At 70.6% G+C, this 15,068-nt stretch carries 15 protein-coding genes; 13 read left to right on the forward strand and 2 right to left on the reverse strand.

Annotated features, from left to right (window positions below; all coding sequences use genetic code 11):
* The first annotated feature begins 238 nt into the window (after positions 1–238).
* From ABZY11_RS27690 to era, 9 genes are all read left to right on the forward strand, one after another.
* Positions 239–1,360, forward strand: coding sequence for a PfkB family carbohydrate kinase (locus ABZY11_RS27690; RefSeq protein ID WP_356481745.1), 1,122 nt, complete (start codon positions 239–241; stop codon positions 1,358–1,360).
* Positions 1,361–1,503: 143 nt separating this feature from the next.
* Positions 1,504–2,535, forward strand: coding sequence for a PhoH family protein (locus ABZY11_RS27695; RefSeq protein WP_356481746.1), 1,032 nt, complete (start codon positions 1,504–1,506; stop codon positions 2,533–2,535).
* 9 nt (positions 2,536–2,544) lie between these two features.
* The gene (gene ybeY, locus ABZY11_RS27700) at positions 2,545–3,042 is read left to right on the forward strand and encodes an rRNA maturation RNase YbeY (RefSeq protein ID WP_356481747.1); all 498 of its coding nucleotides are present in this window, start codon (positions 2,545–2,547) and stop codon (positions 3,040–3,042) included.
* Entirely contained in the window at positions 3,039–4,331 is a 1,293-nt protein-coding gene (locus ABZY11_RS27705; RefSeq protein WP_356481748.1) for a hemolysin family protein, read from the forward strand. The genes ybeY and ABZY11_RS27705 overlap by 4 nt, the downstream gene beginning before the upstream one ends.
* Positions 4,328–4,681: an MmcQ/YjbR family DNA-binding protein gene (locus ABZY11_RS27710; RefSeq protein ID WP_356481749.1), complete on the forward strand. Its 354-nt coding sequence runs from the start codon at positions 4,328–4,330 to the stop codon at positions 4,679–4,681. The genes ABZY11_RS27705 and ABZY11_RS27710 overlap by 4 nt, the downstream gene beginning before the upstream one ends.
* Before the next feature lie 48 nt (positions 4,682–4,729).
* On the forward strand, positions 4,730–5,083 hold the full coding sequence (locus tag ABZY11_RS27715; RefSeq protein WP_356481750.1) for a cytidine deaminase: 354 nt from the start codon (positions 4,730–4,732) through the stop codon (positions 5,081–5,083).
* A 355-nt stretch (positions 5,084–5,438) separates the two neighbouring features.
* Positions 5,439–6,674: a beta-xylosidase gene (locus ABZY11_RS27720; RefSeq protein WP_356481756.1), complete on the forward strand. Its 1,236-nt coding sequence runs from the start codon at positions 5,439–5,441 to the stop codon at positions 6,672–6,674.
* 83 nt (positions 6,675–6,757) lie between these two features.
* Positions 6,758–7,702: a DUF916 domain-containing protein gene (locus ABZY11_RS27725; RefSeq protein ID WP_356481757.1), complete on the forward strand. Its 945-nt coding sequence runs from the start codon at positions 6,758–6,760 to the stop codon at positions 7,700–7,702.
* A 62-nt stretch (positions 7,703–7,764) separates the two neighbouring features.
* A complete protein-coding gene (era, locus tag ABZY11_RS27730) occupies positions 7,765–8,739 on the forward strand; it encodes a GTPase Era (protein WP_356481751.1) in 975 nt (324 codons plus the stop codon).
* 170 nt (positions 8,740–8,909) lie between these two features.
* Here era and ABZY11_RS27735 read toward each other — a convergent pair whose 3' ends face one another.
* Together ABZY11_RS27735 and ABZY11_RS27740 are read right to left on the reverse strand one after the other, a co-directional pair.
* Positions 8,910–9,176, reverse strand: coding sequence for a protealysin inhibitor emfourin (locus ABZY11_RS27735; RefSeq protein ID WP_356481752.1), 267 nt, complete (start codon positions 9,174–9,176; stop codon positions 8,910–8,912).
* A gap of 47 nt (positions 9,177–9,223) precedes the next feature.
* A complete protein-coding gene (locus ABZY11_RS27740) occupies positions 9,224–10,300 on the reverse strand; it encodes a M4 family metallopeptidase (RefSeq protein ID WP_356481753.1) in 1,077 nt (358 codons plus the stop codon).
* A 294-nt stretch (positions 10,301–10,594) separates the two neighbouring features.
* Between ABZY11_RS27740 and leuA the strand changes: the two genes are divergently transcribed.
* The 4 genes from leuA to ABZY11_RS27760 all read left to right on the forward strand — a co-directional run bounded on the left by leuA (position 10,595) and on the right by ABZY11_RS27760 (position 14,957).
* Entirely contained in the window at positions 10,595–12,382 is a 1,788-nt protein-coding gene (gene leuA / locus ABZY11_RS27745) for a 2-isopropylmalate synthase (RefSeq protein WP_356481754.1), read from the forward strand.
* 238 nt (positions 12,383–12,620) lie between these two features.
* Positions 12,621–13,298, forward strand: coding sequence for a TerB family tellurite resistance protein (locus tag ABZY11_RS27750; protein ID WP_356481758.1), 678 nt, complete (start codon positions 12,621–12,623; stop codon positions 13,296–13,298).
* Between the two features lie 55 nt (positions 13,299–13,353).
* Positions 13,354–14,100: a DNA repair protein RecO gene (gene recO / locus ABZY11_RS27755; protein WP_266915942.1), complete on the forward strand. Its 747-nt coding sequence runs from the start codon at positions 13,354–13,356 to the stop codon at positions 14,098–14,100.
* 35 nt (positions 14,101–14,135) lie between these two features.
* Positions 14,136–14,957 (forward strand): isoprenyl transferase, encoded by an 822-nt coding sequence (locus tag ABZY11_RS27760; RefSeq protein ID WP_356481755.1) that lies wholly within the window; start codon positions 14,136–14,138, stop codon positions 14,955–14,957.
* The last annotated feature ends 111 nt before the right edge of the window (positions 14,958–15,068 follow it).

Below are 15,068 nucleotides of genomic sequence, written 5' to 3' on the forward strand. Positions count from 1 at the left end.
GGGCTCGCGGGCCAATTTGTATCAACCGCGGCCAGTCGCCCGAAAGGCACACTCATGTGATCCGGGTCACATATGCGTTTACCCTCCGAAAGTGCGGGTAGCAGCGCATGTTTATGCAGGTCAGCGCCCATCCGTGAGGCGCTGCGGACGAGCCCGCCGGTACCGGCGGCGCGCAGCCTCCGGTTACGGCGGCGAATCGGGCACACTGGCCAGATCTGCCACGACCGGGGAGTGCAAGGTGAGCACGGACATTCCAGGCATCGACCCACTGGACGGGCTGCGCGCCCCGCAGGACCCGGACTGCGACGTCTTCCTCACCGGCACGGTCTTCCTCGACATCATCTTCACCGGCCTGGACAGCGCCCCCGTCCGCGGCACCGAGTCCTGGGCGCGCGGCATGGGCTCCAGCCCCGGCGGCGTCGCCAACATGGCCACCGCGCTGGCCCGGCTGGGGCTGCACACCTCGCTGGCCGCGGCCTTCGGCGACGACCACTACGGGGAGTACTGCTGGGACGCCCTGGAACAGGGCGAGGGCATCGATCTGTCCATGTCGCACACCGTCCCCGGCTGGCACTCGCCGGTCACCGTCTCGATGGCGTACGAAGGCGAGCGGACGATGGTCTCGCACGGCCACGAGGCCCCCGGCCCCGAGGGCGCCCACGGCGTGCTCTCCGCCGGGGAACCGCCGTTCCCACGCTGCCCGCCCCGCGCACGCGCCGCCGTCGCCTCGCTCGCCCCCGGCCGCAGCGAACCCTGGGTCGCCAGTGCGGCCCGCAACGGCGCCCGGATCTTCGCCGACGTCGGCTGGGACGAGACCGGCCGTTGGGACCTGGACGCCCTCGCCGACCTGGAGCACTGCCAGGCATTCCTCCCCAACGCCGAGGAGGCGATGCGCTACACCCGCACCGACTGCCCGCGCGCCGCCGCCCACGCCCTGGCCGAGCGGGTGCCGCTCGCCGTGGTCACCCTGGGCGCGGAGGGCGCGTACGCGGTGGACTCGGCGACCGGGGAGAGCGCCGAGGTGCCCGCGATCGAGGTGGAGGCGCTCGACCCCACCGGGGCGGGCGACGTCTTCGTCGCCGGATTCGTCACCGGCACCCTGGCGGACTGGCCGCTGGCCGACCGGCTGGCCTTCGCCGGACTGACCGCGGCCCTCTCGGTCCAGGAGTTCGGCGGATCGCTGTCGGCGCCGGGCTGGGCGGAGATCGCCGCCTGGTGGCAGCAGATCCGTACCTTCGCCGACCAGGACCCGGCCGCGCTCCAGCGGTACGCCTTCCTGGAGGAGCTGCTGCCCGCCGCCGCCCGGCCCTGGCCGCTGCGCCGGGCGGTCCCGACGATCGGCTTCCGCCGCCCCGCCTGACGGCCGGACGTGCCTGCCTCGCGAGCGTGTGCGAAAAAGCCCTCGGTGTTGTCGGTGCGGAGTCGTAGGCTTGGTAATCCGAGAGGTTGTCGATCGGCGAGAACCTTGCAACGGGAGGTATGTGCAGGCCACAGAGCCGGCCCATGACTCAGACACCCACAGCCCAGACCCCTGCGCCGAGGCAGGCGCGAGCCCACTTCACCGTCCCCGCCAGCCATCCGATGGTGACCGTTCTGGGTTCGGGCGACGCCTTGCTGCGCGTGATCGAGACGGCCTTCCCGGCGGCCGACATCCACGTCCGGGGAAACGAGATCAGCGCCGCCGGAGACGCGACGGAAGTCGCGCTGATCCAGCGCCTGTTCGACGAGATGATGCTGGTGCTCCGCACCGGTCAGCCGATGACGGAGGACGCAGTGGAACGCTCGATCGCCATGCTCAGGGCGACGGAGAGCGGCGAGGGGGACGGCGAGGAGACACCGGCCGAGGTGCTCACCCAGAACATCCTCTCCAGCCGCGGTCGCACGATCCGCCCCAAGACGCTCAACCAGAAGCGCTACGTCGACGCGATCGACAAACACACGATCGTCTTCGGCATCGGCCCCGCCGGTACCGGCAAGACCTATCTCGCCATGGCGAAGGCCGTCCAGGCCCTCCAGTCCAAGCAGGTCAACAGGATCATCCTGACCCGGCCCGCCGTCGAGGCGGGCGAGCGGCTCGGCTTCCTGCCCGGCACGCTCTACGAGAAGATCGACCCGTATCTGCGCCCGCTCTACGACGCGCTGCACGACATGCTCGACCCCGACTCGATCCCGCGGCTGATGGCGGCGGGCACGATCGAGGTGGCGCCCCTGGCGTACATGAGGGGCAGGACCCTCAATGACGCGTTCATCATTCTCGACGAGGCGCAGAACACCAGCGCCGAGCAGATGAAGATGTTCCTGACCCGGCTCGGCTTCGACTCGAAGATCGTCATCACCGGTGACGTCACCCAGGTCGACCTGCCGAACGGGACCAAGAGCGGCCTGCGCCAGGTCCAGGAGATCCTGGACGGCGTCGAGGACGTCCACTTCTCCCGGCTCACCTCCCAGGATGTCGTCCGGCACAAGCTGGTCGGCCGTATCGTCGACGCGTACGAGAAGTACGACAGCCGAGACAGCCACAACGGGAAGCAGTAGCAGCGCACCATGTCGATCGACGTCAACAACGAGTCCGGAACCGAGGTCGACGAGCAGGCGATCCTCGACATCGCCCGCTACGCACTCGCGCGGATGCGGATCCACCCGCTCTCCGAGCTCTCGGTGATCGTGGTGGACACCGACGCCATGGAACAGCTCCACATCCAGTGGATGGACCTCCCGGGCCCTACCGATGTCATGTCCTTCCCGATGGATGAGCTGCGTCCGCCGTCCAAGGACGACGAGGAGCCCCCGCAGGGGCTCCTCGGTGACATCGTGCTCTGCCCGGAGGTCGCCAAGAAGCAGGGCGAGGACGCGGAGACCCGGCACTCCATGGACGAGGAGCTCCAGCTCCTCACGGTCCACGGAGTGCTGCATCTCCTCGGGTACGACCACGAGGAGCCGGACGAGAAGGCCGAGATGTTCGGCCTCCAGGCCGCGATCGTCGACGGCTGGCGCGCCGAGCACGGCCTGACCGGCCCGTCGCCCGCCCCCACCGTGTCGTGAGCGTTCCTCTCGTTCTCGGGGCCGTTCTGCTGGTCGTCGTCGGCTGGCTGGCGGCCTGTGCGGAGGCGGGCATCGCCCGTGTCTCCAGCTTCCGGGCCGCCGAGGCGGTCCGCTCCGGGCGGCGCGGCAGCCGGAAGCTGGAGCAGGTCGCGGCCGATCCGACCCGCTATCTCAATGTCGCCCTGCTGGTGCGGGTCGCCTGCGAGATGTCGGCCGGGGTGCTCGTCACGTACGCCTGTCTGAAGGAGTTCCCGGAGACCTGGCAGGCGCTGGCCCTCGCCATGGGTGTGATGGTCCTGGTCTCCTACGTCGCCATCGGGGTGTCGCCGCGCACCATCGGCCGCCAGCACCCGCTGAACACGGCCACGGCCGCGGCGTACGTGCTGCTGCCGCTGGCCAGGGTCATGGGCCCGGTCCCGCAGCTGCTGATCCTCATCGGCAACGCGCTGACCCCGGGCAAGGGCTTCCGCAAAGGCCCGTTCGCCAGCGAGGCAGAACTGCGCGCGATGGTCGACCTCGCCGAGGCGGAGTCGCTGATCGAGGACGAGGAGCGCCGCATGGTGCACTCCGTCTTCGAGCTCGGTGACACGCTGGTGCGCGAGGTCATGGTGCCGCGGACGGACCTGGTCTGCATCGAGCGCTACAAGACGATCCGGCAGGCGCTGACCCTGGCGCTGCGCTCCGGTTTCTCGCGGATCCCGGTCACCGGGGAGAACGAGGACGACATCGTCGGCATCGTGTATCTCAAGGACCTGGTCCGCAAGACCCACATCAACCGCGAGTCGGAGGCGGATCTGGTCTCCACGGCGATGCGGCCGGCCGCCTTCGTGCCCGACACCAAGAACGCCGGTGACCTGCTGCGCGAGATGCAGCAGGAGCGCAGCCACGTCGCCGTCGTGATCGACGAGTACGGCGGCACGGCGGGCATCGTCACCATCGAGGACATCCTTGAGGAGATCGTCGGCGAGATCACCGACGAGTACGACCGCGAACTCCCGCCCGTCCAGGAGCTGGGGAACGACTCCTTCCGGGTGACCGCGCGCCTCGACATCGGCGACCTCGGGGAGCTGTTCGGCCTCGACGAGTACGACGACGAGGACGTGGAGACCGTCGGCGGGCTGCTGGCCAAGGCGCTGGGGCGGGTCCCGATCGCCGGGGCGTCGGCGGTCGTCGACCTGCCCGACGGCCGCCGGCTGCGGCTGACCGCGGAGTCCCCGGCGGGCCGCCGCAACAAGATCGTCACGGTGCTGGTGGAGCCCGTGGAGTCCCAGGGGGAGGACGAGGGATGACCCCGCAGCAGCTGAGGGCGTTCTGCCTGGAGTTCAACGCGAGCGCCGAGGAATTCCCGTTCGGGCCGGAGACCTCCGTCTTCAAGGTGCTGGGCAAGATGTTCGCGCTCAGCGCGCTGGACGGGCGCCCGCTGACGGTGAACCTGAAGTGCGACCCGGACGAGGCGGTGCGGCTGCGGGAGAAGTATGACGCGGTGGTGCCGGGCTGGCACATGAACAAACGGCACTGGAACACGGTGACGGTCTCCGGGGTGCCGGACCGGGTGCTCCGCGAGCTGGTCGAGGACTCCTACGACCTGGTGGTGGCGGGGCTGCCGAAGGCGGACCGGCTGCGGCTGGACCGGGCGTAGCGGCCGTCCCGTGCGCGGGCGGGTGCGCCCGGTTCGTATGCTCGGCACATGACTGAGAGCACCGACCTCGGCCCCGAGGACCGCAAGATCGTCACGCTGGCGCGCAGCGCCCGCGCCCGCAACGGTGTGCCGGAGGGCGCGGCCGTACGGGACGAGACCGGGCGTACGTATGTCGCGGGCACCGTACGGCTGGAGTCGCTGAGACTCAGCGCGTTGCAGACCGCCGTGGCGATGGCCGTGGCCAGCGGGGCCACCTCCCTGGAGGCGGCCGCGGTCGTCTCCGAGGCCGAGACCCCGTCGGACGAGGACCGCGCCGCGGTACGGGACCTGGGCGGCCCGGACACCCCCGTCCTGCTCGCCGGGCCCGACGGCACACTGCGGGTCAGCGTGACGGCGGGCTGACCCCGGCCCCGTCCGCCCACCGTGTACGAAAGCCCCGCGCCGCCGGCGCGGGGCTTTCGCGCACCGCGGGGCCGGGAAGCGGATCTTGACAGCATCTGATGGGTCATCAGCCGATGCGTCCCGCCCCCATTGACTTCTTCGGGGCCGGAGCCGTCAATGGGCCCCCGTCGGCGCACCGAGCCGCTGCGCCGCATCCGCAGGAGGGGGCTCCATGCGTCAGACCGTCCGAAGAATCAGCCTGCGAAGATCCGGTGCCCGAAGGCGGCCCGCGCACGGCCGCCGCTGGGCCGCCGCGCTGGGCGTCGGCGCGCTCGTCGTGGCCGGGGGAGGGGGGCTCGCGGCCCCCGCACAGGCCATGGCCACCGCCTCGGTGCCGGTGGACTTCCCCACCCACTGCATCCCGCCGGCCATCGCGGGCATCCCGCCGATCGACGGGACGACGAAGGCCGAGATCACCGTCGACAACGCCGCCCCGAAGGTGGGCGACACGGTCACGGTCACGTACACCGTCGTCGAACCCGCCGCGGGCAACCCGGTCGATCTGGCCCTGCCCGCCGACATCATGACGCCGACCGGCAAGGTCACCGTCGGCGGTGCGCAGACCGCGAGCGTCACCGTCACCGGCCCGAAGAAGAACGACCCGGTACCCGGCAAGGGCGCCTTCCCGTCGTTCTCGATGACCGGCACCTTCACGGTCACCGCGCCCGGACAGATCACACTGTCGCCCGGCGACTACAACATCCACACCAGCTACATCATGGAGCTGGACACGCCGTGCACGGTGACGGACCCGCCCGCCCCCGTCTCCGGGACGATCATCGCGACGGACGGCGGCGGCCAGGTCAACGAGCGTGCCATCCAGCTCGGGGCCGCGTCCGGCAAGGCGGGCGACGAGGTCACCGTCACCGGGTCGAAGTTCACCCCGGGCGCGGACATCACCCTCGCCGGCCGGGCCGGTGACGTCCAGACCGCCGACACGGCCACCGTCAAGGCGGACGGCGCCGGCGGCTTCAGCGGCCGGCTCACCGTCGACGACCCGGCGACCACCGGAATCGTCGCCTACGAGGGCGGTAGCTGGGACCCGGCCAAGGGCGCGGGCCCGCAGGCCTACACCGTCACCGGCGGCGGCGAGACCCCGGACGGCAGCCAGCGGCTCAACACGTCCGTCAAGGCGGGCACGCTGTCCATGCTCCAGGCCGGGGACACCGTCGAGATGTCGGCGGTCGACTTCGGCCGCGGCGGCGCCTCCCGCGGCTCCCTGCAGACGGTGACGGTCGAGGACTACCGCGGCGGCCCCGCCGGCTGGTCCCTGACCGGAAAGGTCACCGACTTCAAGGGCCCCGGCGGCGCGACGATCGGCGCGTCCGCACTCGGCTGGACCCCGGCCTGCGCGACGAGGGCCGGCAGCCCGAGCACCTGTGCTGCGGGTTCCGAGGGACCGGTCGGCAGCGCGGGCGCCACGCTGGCGTCCACGCCGAACGGGACCTTCACCGGCGGCGAGTTCACCGTCGACGCCCGGCTCGCGCTGAAGGTACCGGCGTACACCGCCCCCGGCGCGTACTCCGGCGTGCTCACCCTCACCCTCACGTGACCGAGCGGTCCCGAGCAACCGGCGGACCGGGCGCGCACCCGCCCGGACCGCCCGTCCCGACCACCACCCGGGGGTTCCGCACCGTGCGCAAGATCTACGTACTGCTCCTGGCCGGCACCCTCCTGCTGATCGGCGTGCCCGCCGCCCATGCCGCGGACAACGGCAGCTGGTCGGTCTACCCGGCCACCGAACGGGCCGGTCAGCGCCCGTACTTCTACCTCTCCGCCGACCCCGGCGCCACGCTCCACGACAAGGTCACCGTCACCAACAAGACGGACCGGCCGCAGAGCTTTCGGCTGTACGCGGCCGACGCCTACAACACCGCACGCGACGGCGGATTCGCCGTACGGAGCCGCGACGAGAGGCAGCGCTCGGTCGGCGCCTGGGCGAGGACCGGCCGCGACCGGGTCACCGTGGAGCCGCACGGCTCGGTCACCGTCCCGGTCACCATCACCGTCCCCAAGAACGCCGAACCGGGCGACCACCCCGGCGCGCTCGTCGCACTCGACGAGCGCATCGACCCCGCCGACGCCGGTGCCGTCGCCGTAGGCATCCAGAAGGCGGTCGGCGCCCGGATCTATCTGCGGGTGAACGGTCCGACCATGCCCGCGCTCTCCGTGGACGACATCGAGGTCGAGCACACCCAGCCCCTGGTCCCCGGCACCGGGAGGAGCCGGGCCGTCATCTCGTACACGCTCCACAACCGGGGCAATGTCACCCTCAGCCCCGAGGTCGCCCTCAAGGCGGAGGGCCTCTTCGGCCGCACCCTGCTCGCCCGCGACCTGAAGAAGATCCCCTCCGAGTTGCTGCCCCGCCAGAAGGTCCGGCTGACCGAGCAGTGGGCCGACGCGCCGCAGCTGGAATGGGGCGAGATCCGGCTCACCGCGAGCGCCCGCGAGACCCGCGAGTCCGCCGCCGTCGCGTACTTCGCCCTGCCCTGGCTGGTGGCCGACATCCTGCTGCTGATCGTCGGCGGGGGTACGGGGCTGTGGATACGGGCCCGCCGGAGCCGTTCCCGCACCGCCTGAGACGACGCGCGACAGGCCCTGCCGCGGCCCTTGGTGCGGCGGGGCCGCCGGGATCGGGGACAATGGGCGCCATGAGCGTTCGACCTGACACAGAAGCCGCCGCGCAGCAGGCTGCGGACAAAGCCCCCCACCGGGCCGGTTTCGCCTGCTTCGTGGGCCGCCCCAACGCGGGCAAGTCCACCCTCACGAACGCTCTGGTCGGCCAGAAGGTGGCGATCACCTCCAACCGGCCGCAGACCACCCGGCACACTGTGCGCGGCATCGTGCACCGCGAGGACGCGCAGCTGATCCTGGTCGACACCCCCGGCCTCCACAAGCCGCGCACGCTGCTGGGCGAGCGGCTCAACGACGTCGTACGGACCACCTGGGCCGAGGTCGACGTCATCGGCTTCTGCCTGCCGGCCGACCAGAAGCTCGGCCCCGGCGACAAGTACATCGTCAAGGAACTCGCGGGCATCAAGAAGACCCCGAAGATCGCCATCATCACCAAGACCGACCTGGTCGACTCCAAGCAACTCGCCGAACAGCTGCTCGCCGTGTCCCGCCTCGGCGAGGAGCTCGGCTTCGAGTGGGCGGAGATCATTCCGGTCTCCGCGGTCAAGGACACCCAGGTCGATCTGCTGGGCGACCTGATCGCCCCGCTGCTCCCTCAGAGCCCGCCGCTCTACCCGGAGGGCGACCTCACCGACGAGCCCGAGATGGTCATGGTCGCGGAGCTGATCCGCGAGGCCGCGCTCGAAGGCGTACGGGACGAGCTGCCGCACTCCATCGCGGTCGTCGTCGAGGAGATGCTGCCGCGCGAGGGCCGCCCGGCGGACAAGCCGCTGCTCGACATCCACGCCAACGTCTACATCGAGCGCCCGAGCCAGAAGGGCATCATCATCGGCCCGAAGGGCAAGCGACTGAAGGACGTCGGCACGAAGTCGCGCAAGCACATCGAGGCACTGCTCGGCACGCCGGTCTTCCTGGACCTCCATGTGAAGGTCGCGAAGGACTGGCAGCGCGACCCCAAGCAGCTGCGCAAGCTCGGGTTCTGAGCCCTGCCCCGGTCCGGCGGCCGGAGGACGGCGCAGCTGCCCGAAGGGTGCGAGGGTGGCCGTCGAGATGGGTCCCCAAGCAGCTGCGGAAGCCGGGGTTCTGAGCAGCCGGGCCACGAGGAAACGGGTGACCCGGGCCACAGGGCCCCCACGTCACGCGTAACCAGATCTCACGCGCCCTCCTTCAGGACGCGTGAGATCAGTGCCCGCTGGGCGTCGGTCAGTCCCGGGTCCGCGCAGTGGACCGTCCGGTCGCCGACCGTGATCCGGTACCGGAAACCGTCCGGCACGCCGAGGGGCGGGGCGTCGTGGCCCGCGGCCAGAGCCGATTCGGCCAGCGCCTCCCACTCCGGGGCGTCGTCCCGCCCGGCGGTGTCGACCTCGCGGTGGCGTGCGATGCCGGCGAAGCCGCCGGTCCTGCTGACCTGAATCCGCATGCGGTGTCCTCCAACGCCGGACGGGCCGGGCAAGGGGCCGGATCGCGCTACGCGGTCGGTACGCCCACTTCCGACCACGCCTTCAGGACGGCCTCGGCCTCGTCGCCCTCCCCGAAGCGGCTGCGGGCCGCGGCGACCGTCAGCCGGGCGAAGGACGCGAAGTCCGCGTCCACGGCCAGTTGACCACCTGTGAGCACATCGAACCAGAGCTGCCCGGCACGCTCCCACGCATTGCCGCCGAGCGCCGTCGCCAGCAGATAGAAGGCCCGGTTCGGGATGCCGGAGTTGAGGTGCACCCCGCCGTTGTCCTCGCCGGTGTGGACGTAGTCCTCCATCGACGCGGGCTGCGGGTCCTTGCCCAGCACGTCGTCGTCGTACGCCGTGCCCGGCGCCTTCATCGAGCGCAGCGCGACGCCCTGGACGCGGGGGGCCAGCAGCCCGGCGCCGATCAGCCAGTCGGCCCGGTCCGCGCTCTGGCCCAGCGAGTACTGCTTGACCAGTGAGCCGAAGACGTCGGACATGGATTCGTTGAGCGCGCCGGACTGGCCGTAGTAGCTCAGATTGGCGGTGTACTGGGTCAGGCCGTGGGTCAGTTCGTGGCCGATCACGTCGATGGCGACGGTGAAGTCCAGGAAGATCTCCCCGTCCCCGTCGCCGAAGACCATCTGCTCGCCGTCGAAGAAGGCGTTGTTGTACTTCTCGTCGTAGTGCACCGAACCGATCAGCGGCAGTCCGTGGCCGTCGATCGAACGACGGCCGTACGCCTTGAGCAGCAGTTCGAAGGTGGCGCCGAGCCCCGCGTACGCGCGGTTGACGCTGGCGTCCTTCGTCGGCTTCTGGCCCTCGGCGCGGACCTTGGTGCCGGGCAGCTGGGTGCCGTTGCGGCAGTCGTACAGGACTCGGTCGGGCTTGTCGGACGCCTCGTCCCCGGCCGCGCGGGCGACGGGCACGGTGACGACCGTGGCCATCTGACGGCGGGTGCGGCGGGCCGCGTCACCCTCCAGGGTGCGACGGGCGGGACCGGCGAGATCGGGGTTGTCGGACTGCGACAGCTTGTCGAGGACCTGGGGCGGCACGATCGTGCAGAAGACGGGTTGGAACCCGCGCTGAGACTGAGGGTGCATGCAGCCGACTGTGGCACCAGGTAATCGCATTGTCACTGGTTGCGATCAGGATTGACGAAATGGAGTGATCGGTCACTGTGGGGCGTTTCCCGTGCCCGGTCCCGCATAGTGATACGGGACCGACGCATCAGGCGCCTCTCGGCTAGTCTCGTTGCATCATGCGTTTCGGGCTGCTTCTTCTTAGCTGCCGCGGCGAGGGCCTGTAGTCGTAGGCCGACCCCCTCCCCGCGGAGTCTGGTGTTGCAGTGACACAGTCGGCCGTCCCCCTGGTTGGACCCCGAGGAGCCGTACGCCATGACCGCCGCAAATCCCGCTCAGTCCCCCGCTGAAACCGCTGTCGGCCGTCCGACGCCGATCACCAACGCGACTCAGCTGCAGAAGCCGTCCGGGATGCCGATCCACAAGTACGGCACCTACGAGGCTGTCGACATCCCCGACCGCACCTGGCCGGACAACCGGATCACGGTCGCGCCCCGCTGGCTCTCCACCGACCTGCGCGACGGCAACCAGGCCCTGATCGACCCGATGTCGCCGGCCCGCAAGCGCGAGATGTTCGACCTGCTCGTACGCATGGGCTACAAGGAGATCGAGGTCGGCTTCCCGTCCTCCGGCGAGACCGACTTCGCGTTCGTCCGCTCCATCATCGAAGAGGGCGCGATCCCCGAGGACGTGACGATCTCCGTCCTGACGCAGGCCCGCGAGGACCTGATCGAGCGGACCGTCGAGTCCATCGTCGGCGCCCGCCGCGCCACCGTGCACCTGTACAACGCGACGGCGCCCACCTTCCGCCGGGTCGTCTTCCGCGGTTCCAAGGACGACATCAAGCAGATCGCCGTGGACGGCACCCGGCTGGTCATGGAGTACGCGGAGAAGCTGCTGGGCCCGGAGACGATCTTCGGCTACCAGTACAGCCCCGAGATCTTCACCGACACCGAGCTGGACTTCGCCCTGGAGGTCTGCGAAGCGGTCTGCGACGTGTGGCAGCCGGAGGAGGGTCGCGAGATCATCCTCAACCTGCCCGCCACCGTGGAGCGTTCGACGCCGTCCACGCACGCGGACCGGTTCGAGTGGATGTCGCGCAACCTGTCGCGCCGCGAGTTCGTCTGCCTGTCGGTCCACCCGCACAACGACCGCGGCACCGCCGTCGCCGCCGCCGAGCTGGCCCTCATGGCCGGTGCGGACCGGATCGAGGGCTGCCTGTTCGGCCAGGGCGAGCGCACCGGCAATGTCGACCTGGTCACCCTGGGCATGAACCTGTTCTCGCAGGGTGTCGACCCGCAGATCGACTTCTCGCAGATCGACGAGATCCGCCGCACCAGCGAGTACTGCAACCAGATGGAGGTCCACCCGCGCCACCCCTACGCGGGCGACCTGGTCTACACCGCCTTCTCCGGCTCCCACCAGGACGCCATCAAGAAGGGCTTCGACGCCATGGAGGCCGACGCGGCCGCCCAGGGCAAGACGGTCGACGACATCGAGTGGGCGGTGCCGTACCTGCCGATCGACCCGAAGGACGTCGGCCGCAGCTACGAGGCCGTCATCCGGGTCAACTCGCAGTCCGGCAAGGGCGGAATCGCCTATGTCCTGAAGAACGACCACAAGCTGGACCTGCCGCGCCGGATGCAGATCGAATTCTCCCGGATCATTCAGGCCAAGACGGATGCCGAGGGCGGCGAGGTCACGCCGACGCAGATCTGGTCCACGTTCCGCGACGAGTACCTGCCCAACCCGGAGGACGCCTGGGGCCGGGTACAGATCCGCACCGGCCAGACCACGACCGGCTCCGACGGCAAGGACACGATCACCGTCGAGGCGACCGTGGACGGCGCGGACACCGTGCTGACCGGTACCGGCAACGGACCGATCTCCGCGTTCTTCGAAGCGCTGCAGGCCATCGGCATCGACGCCCGGCTGCTGGACTACACCGAGCACACCATGAGCGAGGGCGCCAGCTCCCAGGCCGCCTCGTACATCGAGTGCGCGATCGACGGAAAGGTCCTGTGGGGCATCGGCATCGACGCCAACACCACGCGGGCCTCGCTGAAGGCGGTCGTCTCCGCCGTCAACCGCGCCACCCGCTGATCCGGCGCCCGGAAGGGCCCCGGGCCGCACGGCCACAGAACCCCGTCCACCCGTATCCGGGGGGCGGGGTTCGGCCATCTCCGGGCGGTTGTGACGAGCGAGGTGACGTCACATCGCGACTGTGGTTAACATCACGTCCACACGGCAATGTTGCCGGAGGGGGCACCTCCCGTGCCCTTGGGGCTACGGGGGAGTTACGGAGGTGTGCGACGTGCGGTCAGCCCTGGTACAACGCGCCATGAAGCTGCGTATCTGCGGCATCCGCACCATCTGGGACCCCGTCGGCGACGGGGAGTTCTTCTGCCCCGGCTGCGGCGGCGACCGCAACTACCGCCGGCTCATCGGCCGTCGGCGATTCGCGGTGCTCGGCGTGCCGATGGTGCGGCGCGGCACCGTGGGCCCCGTCGTCGAATGCGCCGCCTGCCGGGGGCACTTCGGCACCGATGCACTCGACCACCCCACCACCACCCGGCTCTCCGCCATGCTCCGGGACGCCGTCCACACCGTCGCCCTCGGCGTCCTCGCGGCCGGCGGCACCACCTCCCGCACGGTGCTGGAGACCGCGGCCGCCATCGTGCGCGGCGCCGGATTCGACGACTGCACCGAGGAACAGCTCTGCACCGTCGTCGAGGTCCTCGCCGCCGACACCGGCCACGGCTCCGTCTTCGACCCCGCGGCCGAGGCGTGCGGAGCGGCCCTCGCCATCGAACTGCACGAGGCGCTGGAACCCCTCGCCCCGCATCTCGCCCCCGCCGGACGCGAATCGATACTGCTCCAGGGCGCCAGGATCGCGCTCGCCGACGGCCCGTACGGACAGGCGGAGCGCGAGGTGCTGACCGCGGTCGGCAGCGCGCTGCAGCTCTGTGCCCAGGACACGGCCCGGCTGCTCGCCGAGGCGGCGCGCACCCCCTCCTGACCGTCCCGGCCGCCCACGGGCCCCGCAGGCCGTCCCCGTGCCCGACAATGGACGCATGAGCTTGTTCCGGGACGACGGCGTGGTGCTGCGCACGCAGAAGCTGGGCGAGGCCGACCGGATCATCACGATCCTGACCCGCGGCCACGGCCGGGTGCGCGCGGTCGCGCGCGGGGTGCGGCGCACGAAGTCCAAGTTCGGGGCGCGGTTGGAGCCCTTCTCCCACGTCGATGTGCAGTTCTTCGCCCGTGGCAGCGAACTGGTCGGCCGCGGGCTGCCGCTCTGCACCCAGAGCGAGACGATCGCTCCGTACGGTGGCGGCATCGTCACCGACTACGCCCGCTACACCGCGGGCACCGCGATGCTGGAGACCGCCGAGCGGTTCACCGACCACGAGGGCGAGCCCGCGGTCCAGCAGTACCTGCTGCTCGTCGGCGGGCTGCGCACCCTCGCCCGCGGCGAGCACGAGCCGCATCTCATCCTCGACGCGTTCCTGCTGCGCTCGCTCGCCGTCAACGGCTACGCGCCCAGCTTCGAGGACTGCGCCAAGTGCGGAATGTCCGGACCGAACCGGTTCTTCTCCGTCGCGGCGGGCGGCGTCATATGCGGCGACTGCCGGGTACCCGGCAGCGTCGTACCCTCGGCTGAGGCCGTCACCCTGCTGAGCGCACTGCTCAGCGGCGACTGGGAGACGGCGGACGCGTGCGAGGCGCGTCATGTCAGGGAGGGGAGCGGGCTGGTGTCCGCCTATCTGCACTGGCATCTGGAGCGCGGGCTGCGCTCACTGCGGTACGTAGAGAAGTGACACAGGCAGATCAGGCACAGGGAGCGAGACAGTTCATGGCAGTACGCGGGATGCTCGGCGGCCGTAACCGGCGCGACTACAAGACCCCGGAGCCGCACCCCTCCGGTGCCACGCCCCCGAAGATCCCCGGCGAGCTGGTGCCCAAGCACGTGGCCGTCGTGATGGACGGCAACGGCCGTTGGGCCAAGGAACGCGGCCTCCCGCGCACCGAGGGCCACAAGGTCGGCGAGGGCGTCGTCATGGACGTGCTCAAGGGCTGCATCGAGATGGGCGTCAAGAACCTCTCGCTGTACGCGTTCTCCACCGAGAACTGGAAGCGGTCCCCGGAGGAAGTGAAGTTCCTGATGAACTTCAACCGGGACGTCATCCGCCGCCGCCGCGACGAGATGGACGAGCTGGGCATCCGCATCCGCTGGGTGGGCCGCATGCCCAAGCTGTGGAAGTCCGTGGTCCAGGAGCTCCAGGTCGCCCAGGAGCAGACCAAGGACAACGACAGGATGACGCTGTACTTCTGCGTCAACTACGGCGGCCGGGCCGAGATCGCCGACGCCGCGCAGCGCATCGCGCAGGACGTCGCGGCCGGGAAGCTGGACCCGGCCAAGGTCAACGAGAAGACGTTCGCGAAGTACATCTACTACCCGGACATGCCGGACGTCGACCTCTTCGTCCGCCCCAGCGGGGAGCAGCGCACGTCCAACTACCTGATCTGGCAGAGCGCCTACGCCGAGATGGTCTTCCAGGACGTGCTCTGGCCCGACTTCGACCGCCGCGACCTCTGGCGGGCCTGCCTGGAGTTCGCCCAGCGGGACCGGCGCTTCGGCGGTGCGGTGGAGGCGGCGCAGGCGCCGAAGGGCTGAGCGGCGGGGGGGGGGGGGGGGGGCCCCCCGGGCCACCCCGGCGAACTAGGCTTACGCCCCCCCCCCCCCCCCGCCCAAGAAAGACACCCGCTTGGGCCACGGAACAAAACC

Origin of the sequence: Streptomyces sp. NPDC006510, assembly GCF_040611955.1 — a bacterium.
Classification (GTDB): Bacteria; Actinomycetota; Actinomycetes; order Streptomycetales; family Streptomycetaceae; genus Streptomyces.

Bases quoted from the DNA above. Each gene is read 5' to 3' on its own strand.
- recO (WP_266915942.1), top strand. From the start codon at position 13,354: ATGAGCTTGTTCCGGGACGACGGCGTGGTGCTGCGCACGCAGAAGCTG.
- ABZY11_RS27735 (WP_356481752.1), bottom strand. From the start codon at position 9,176: ATGCGGATTCAGGTCAGCAGGACCGGCGGCTTCGCCGGCATCGCACGC.
- ABZY11_RS27740 (WP_356481753.1), bottom strand. From the start codon at position 10,300: ATGCACCCTCAGTCTCAGCGCGGGTTCCAACCCGTCTTCTGCACGATC.
- ybeY (WP_356481747.1), top strand. From the start codon at position 2,545: ATGTCGATCGACGTCAACAACGAGTCCGGAACCGAGGTCGACGAGCAG.
- ABZY11_RS27720 (WP_356481756.1), top strand. From the start codon at position 5,439: ATGGCCACCGCCTCGGTGCCGGTGGACTTCCCCACCCACTGCATCCCG.
- ABZY11_RS27715 (WP_356481750.1), top strand. From the start codon at position 4,730: ATGACTGAGAGCACCGACCTCGGCCCCGAGGACCGCAAGATCGTCACG.
- ABZY11_RS27750 (WP_356481758.1), top strand. From the start codon at position 12,621: ATGAAGCTGCGTATCTGCGGCATCCGCACCATCTGGGACCCCGTCGGC.
- ABZY11_RS27695 (WP_356481746.1), top strand. From the start codon at position 1,504: ATGACTCAGACACCCACAGCCCAGACCCCTGCGCCGAGGCAGGCGCGA.
- era (WP_356481751.1), top strand. From the start codon at position 7,765: ATGGGCGCCATGAGCGTTCGACCTGACACAGAAGCCGCCGCGCAGCAG.
- ABZY11_RS27710 (WP_356481749.1), top strand. From the start codon at position 4,328: ATGACCCCGCAGCAGCTGAGGGCGTTCTGCCTGGAGTTCAACGCGAGC.
- leuA (WP_356481754.1), top strand. From the start codon at position 10,595: ATGACCGCCGCAAATCCCGCTCAGTCCCCCGCTGAAACCGCTGTCGGC.
- ABZY11_RS27760 (WP_356481755.1), top strand. From the start codon at position 14,136: ATGGCAGTACGCGGGATGCTCGGCGGCCGTAACCGGCGCGACTACAAG.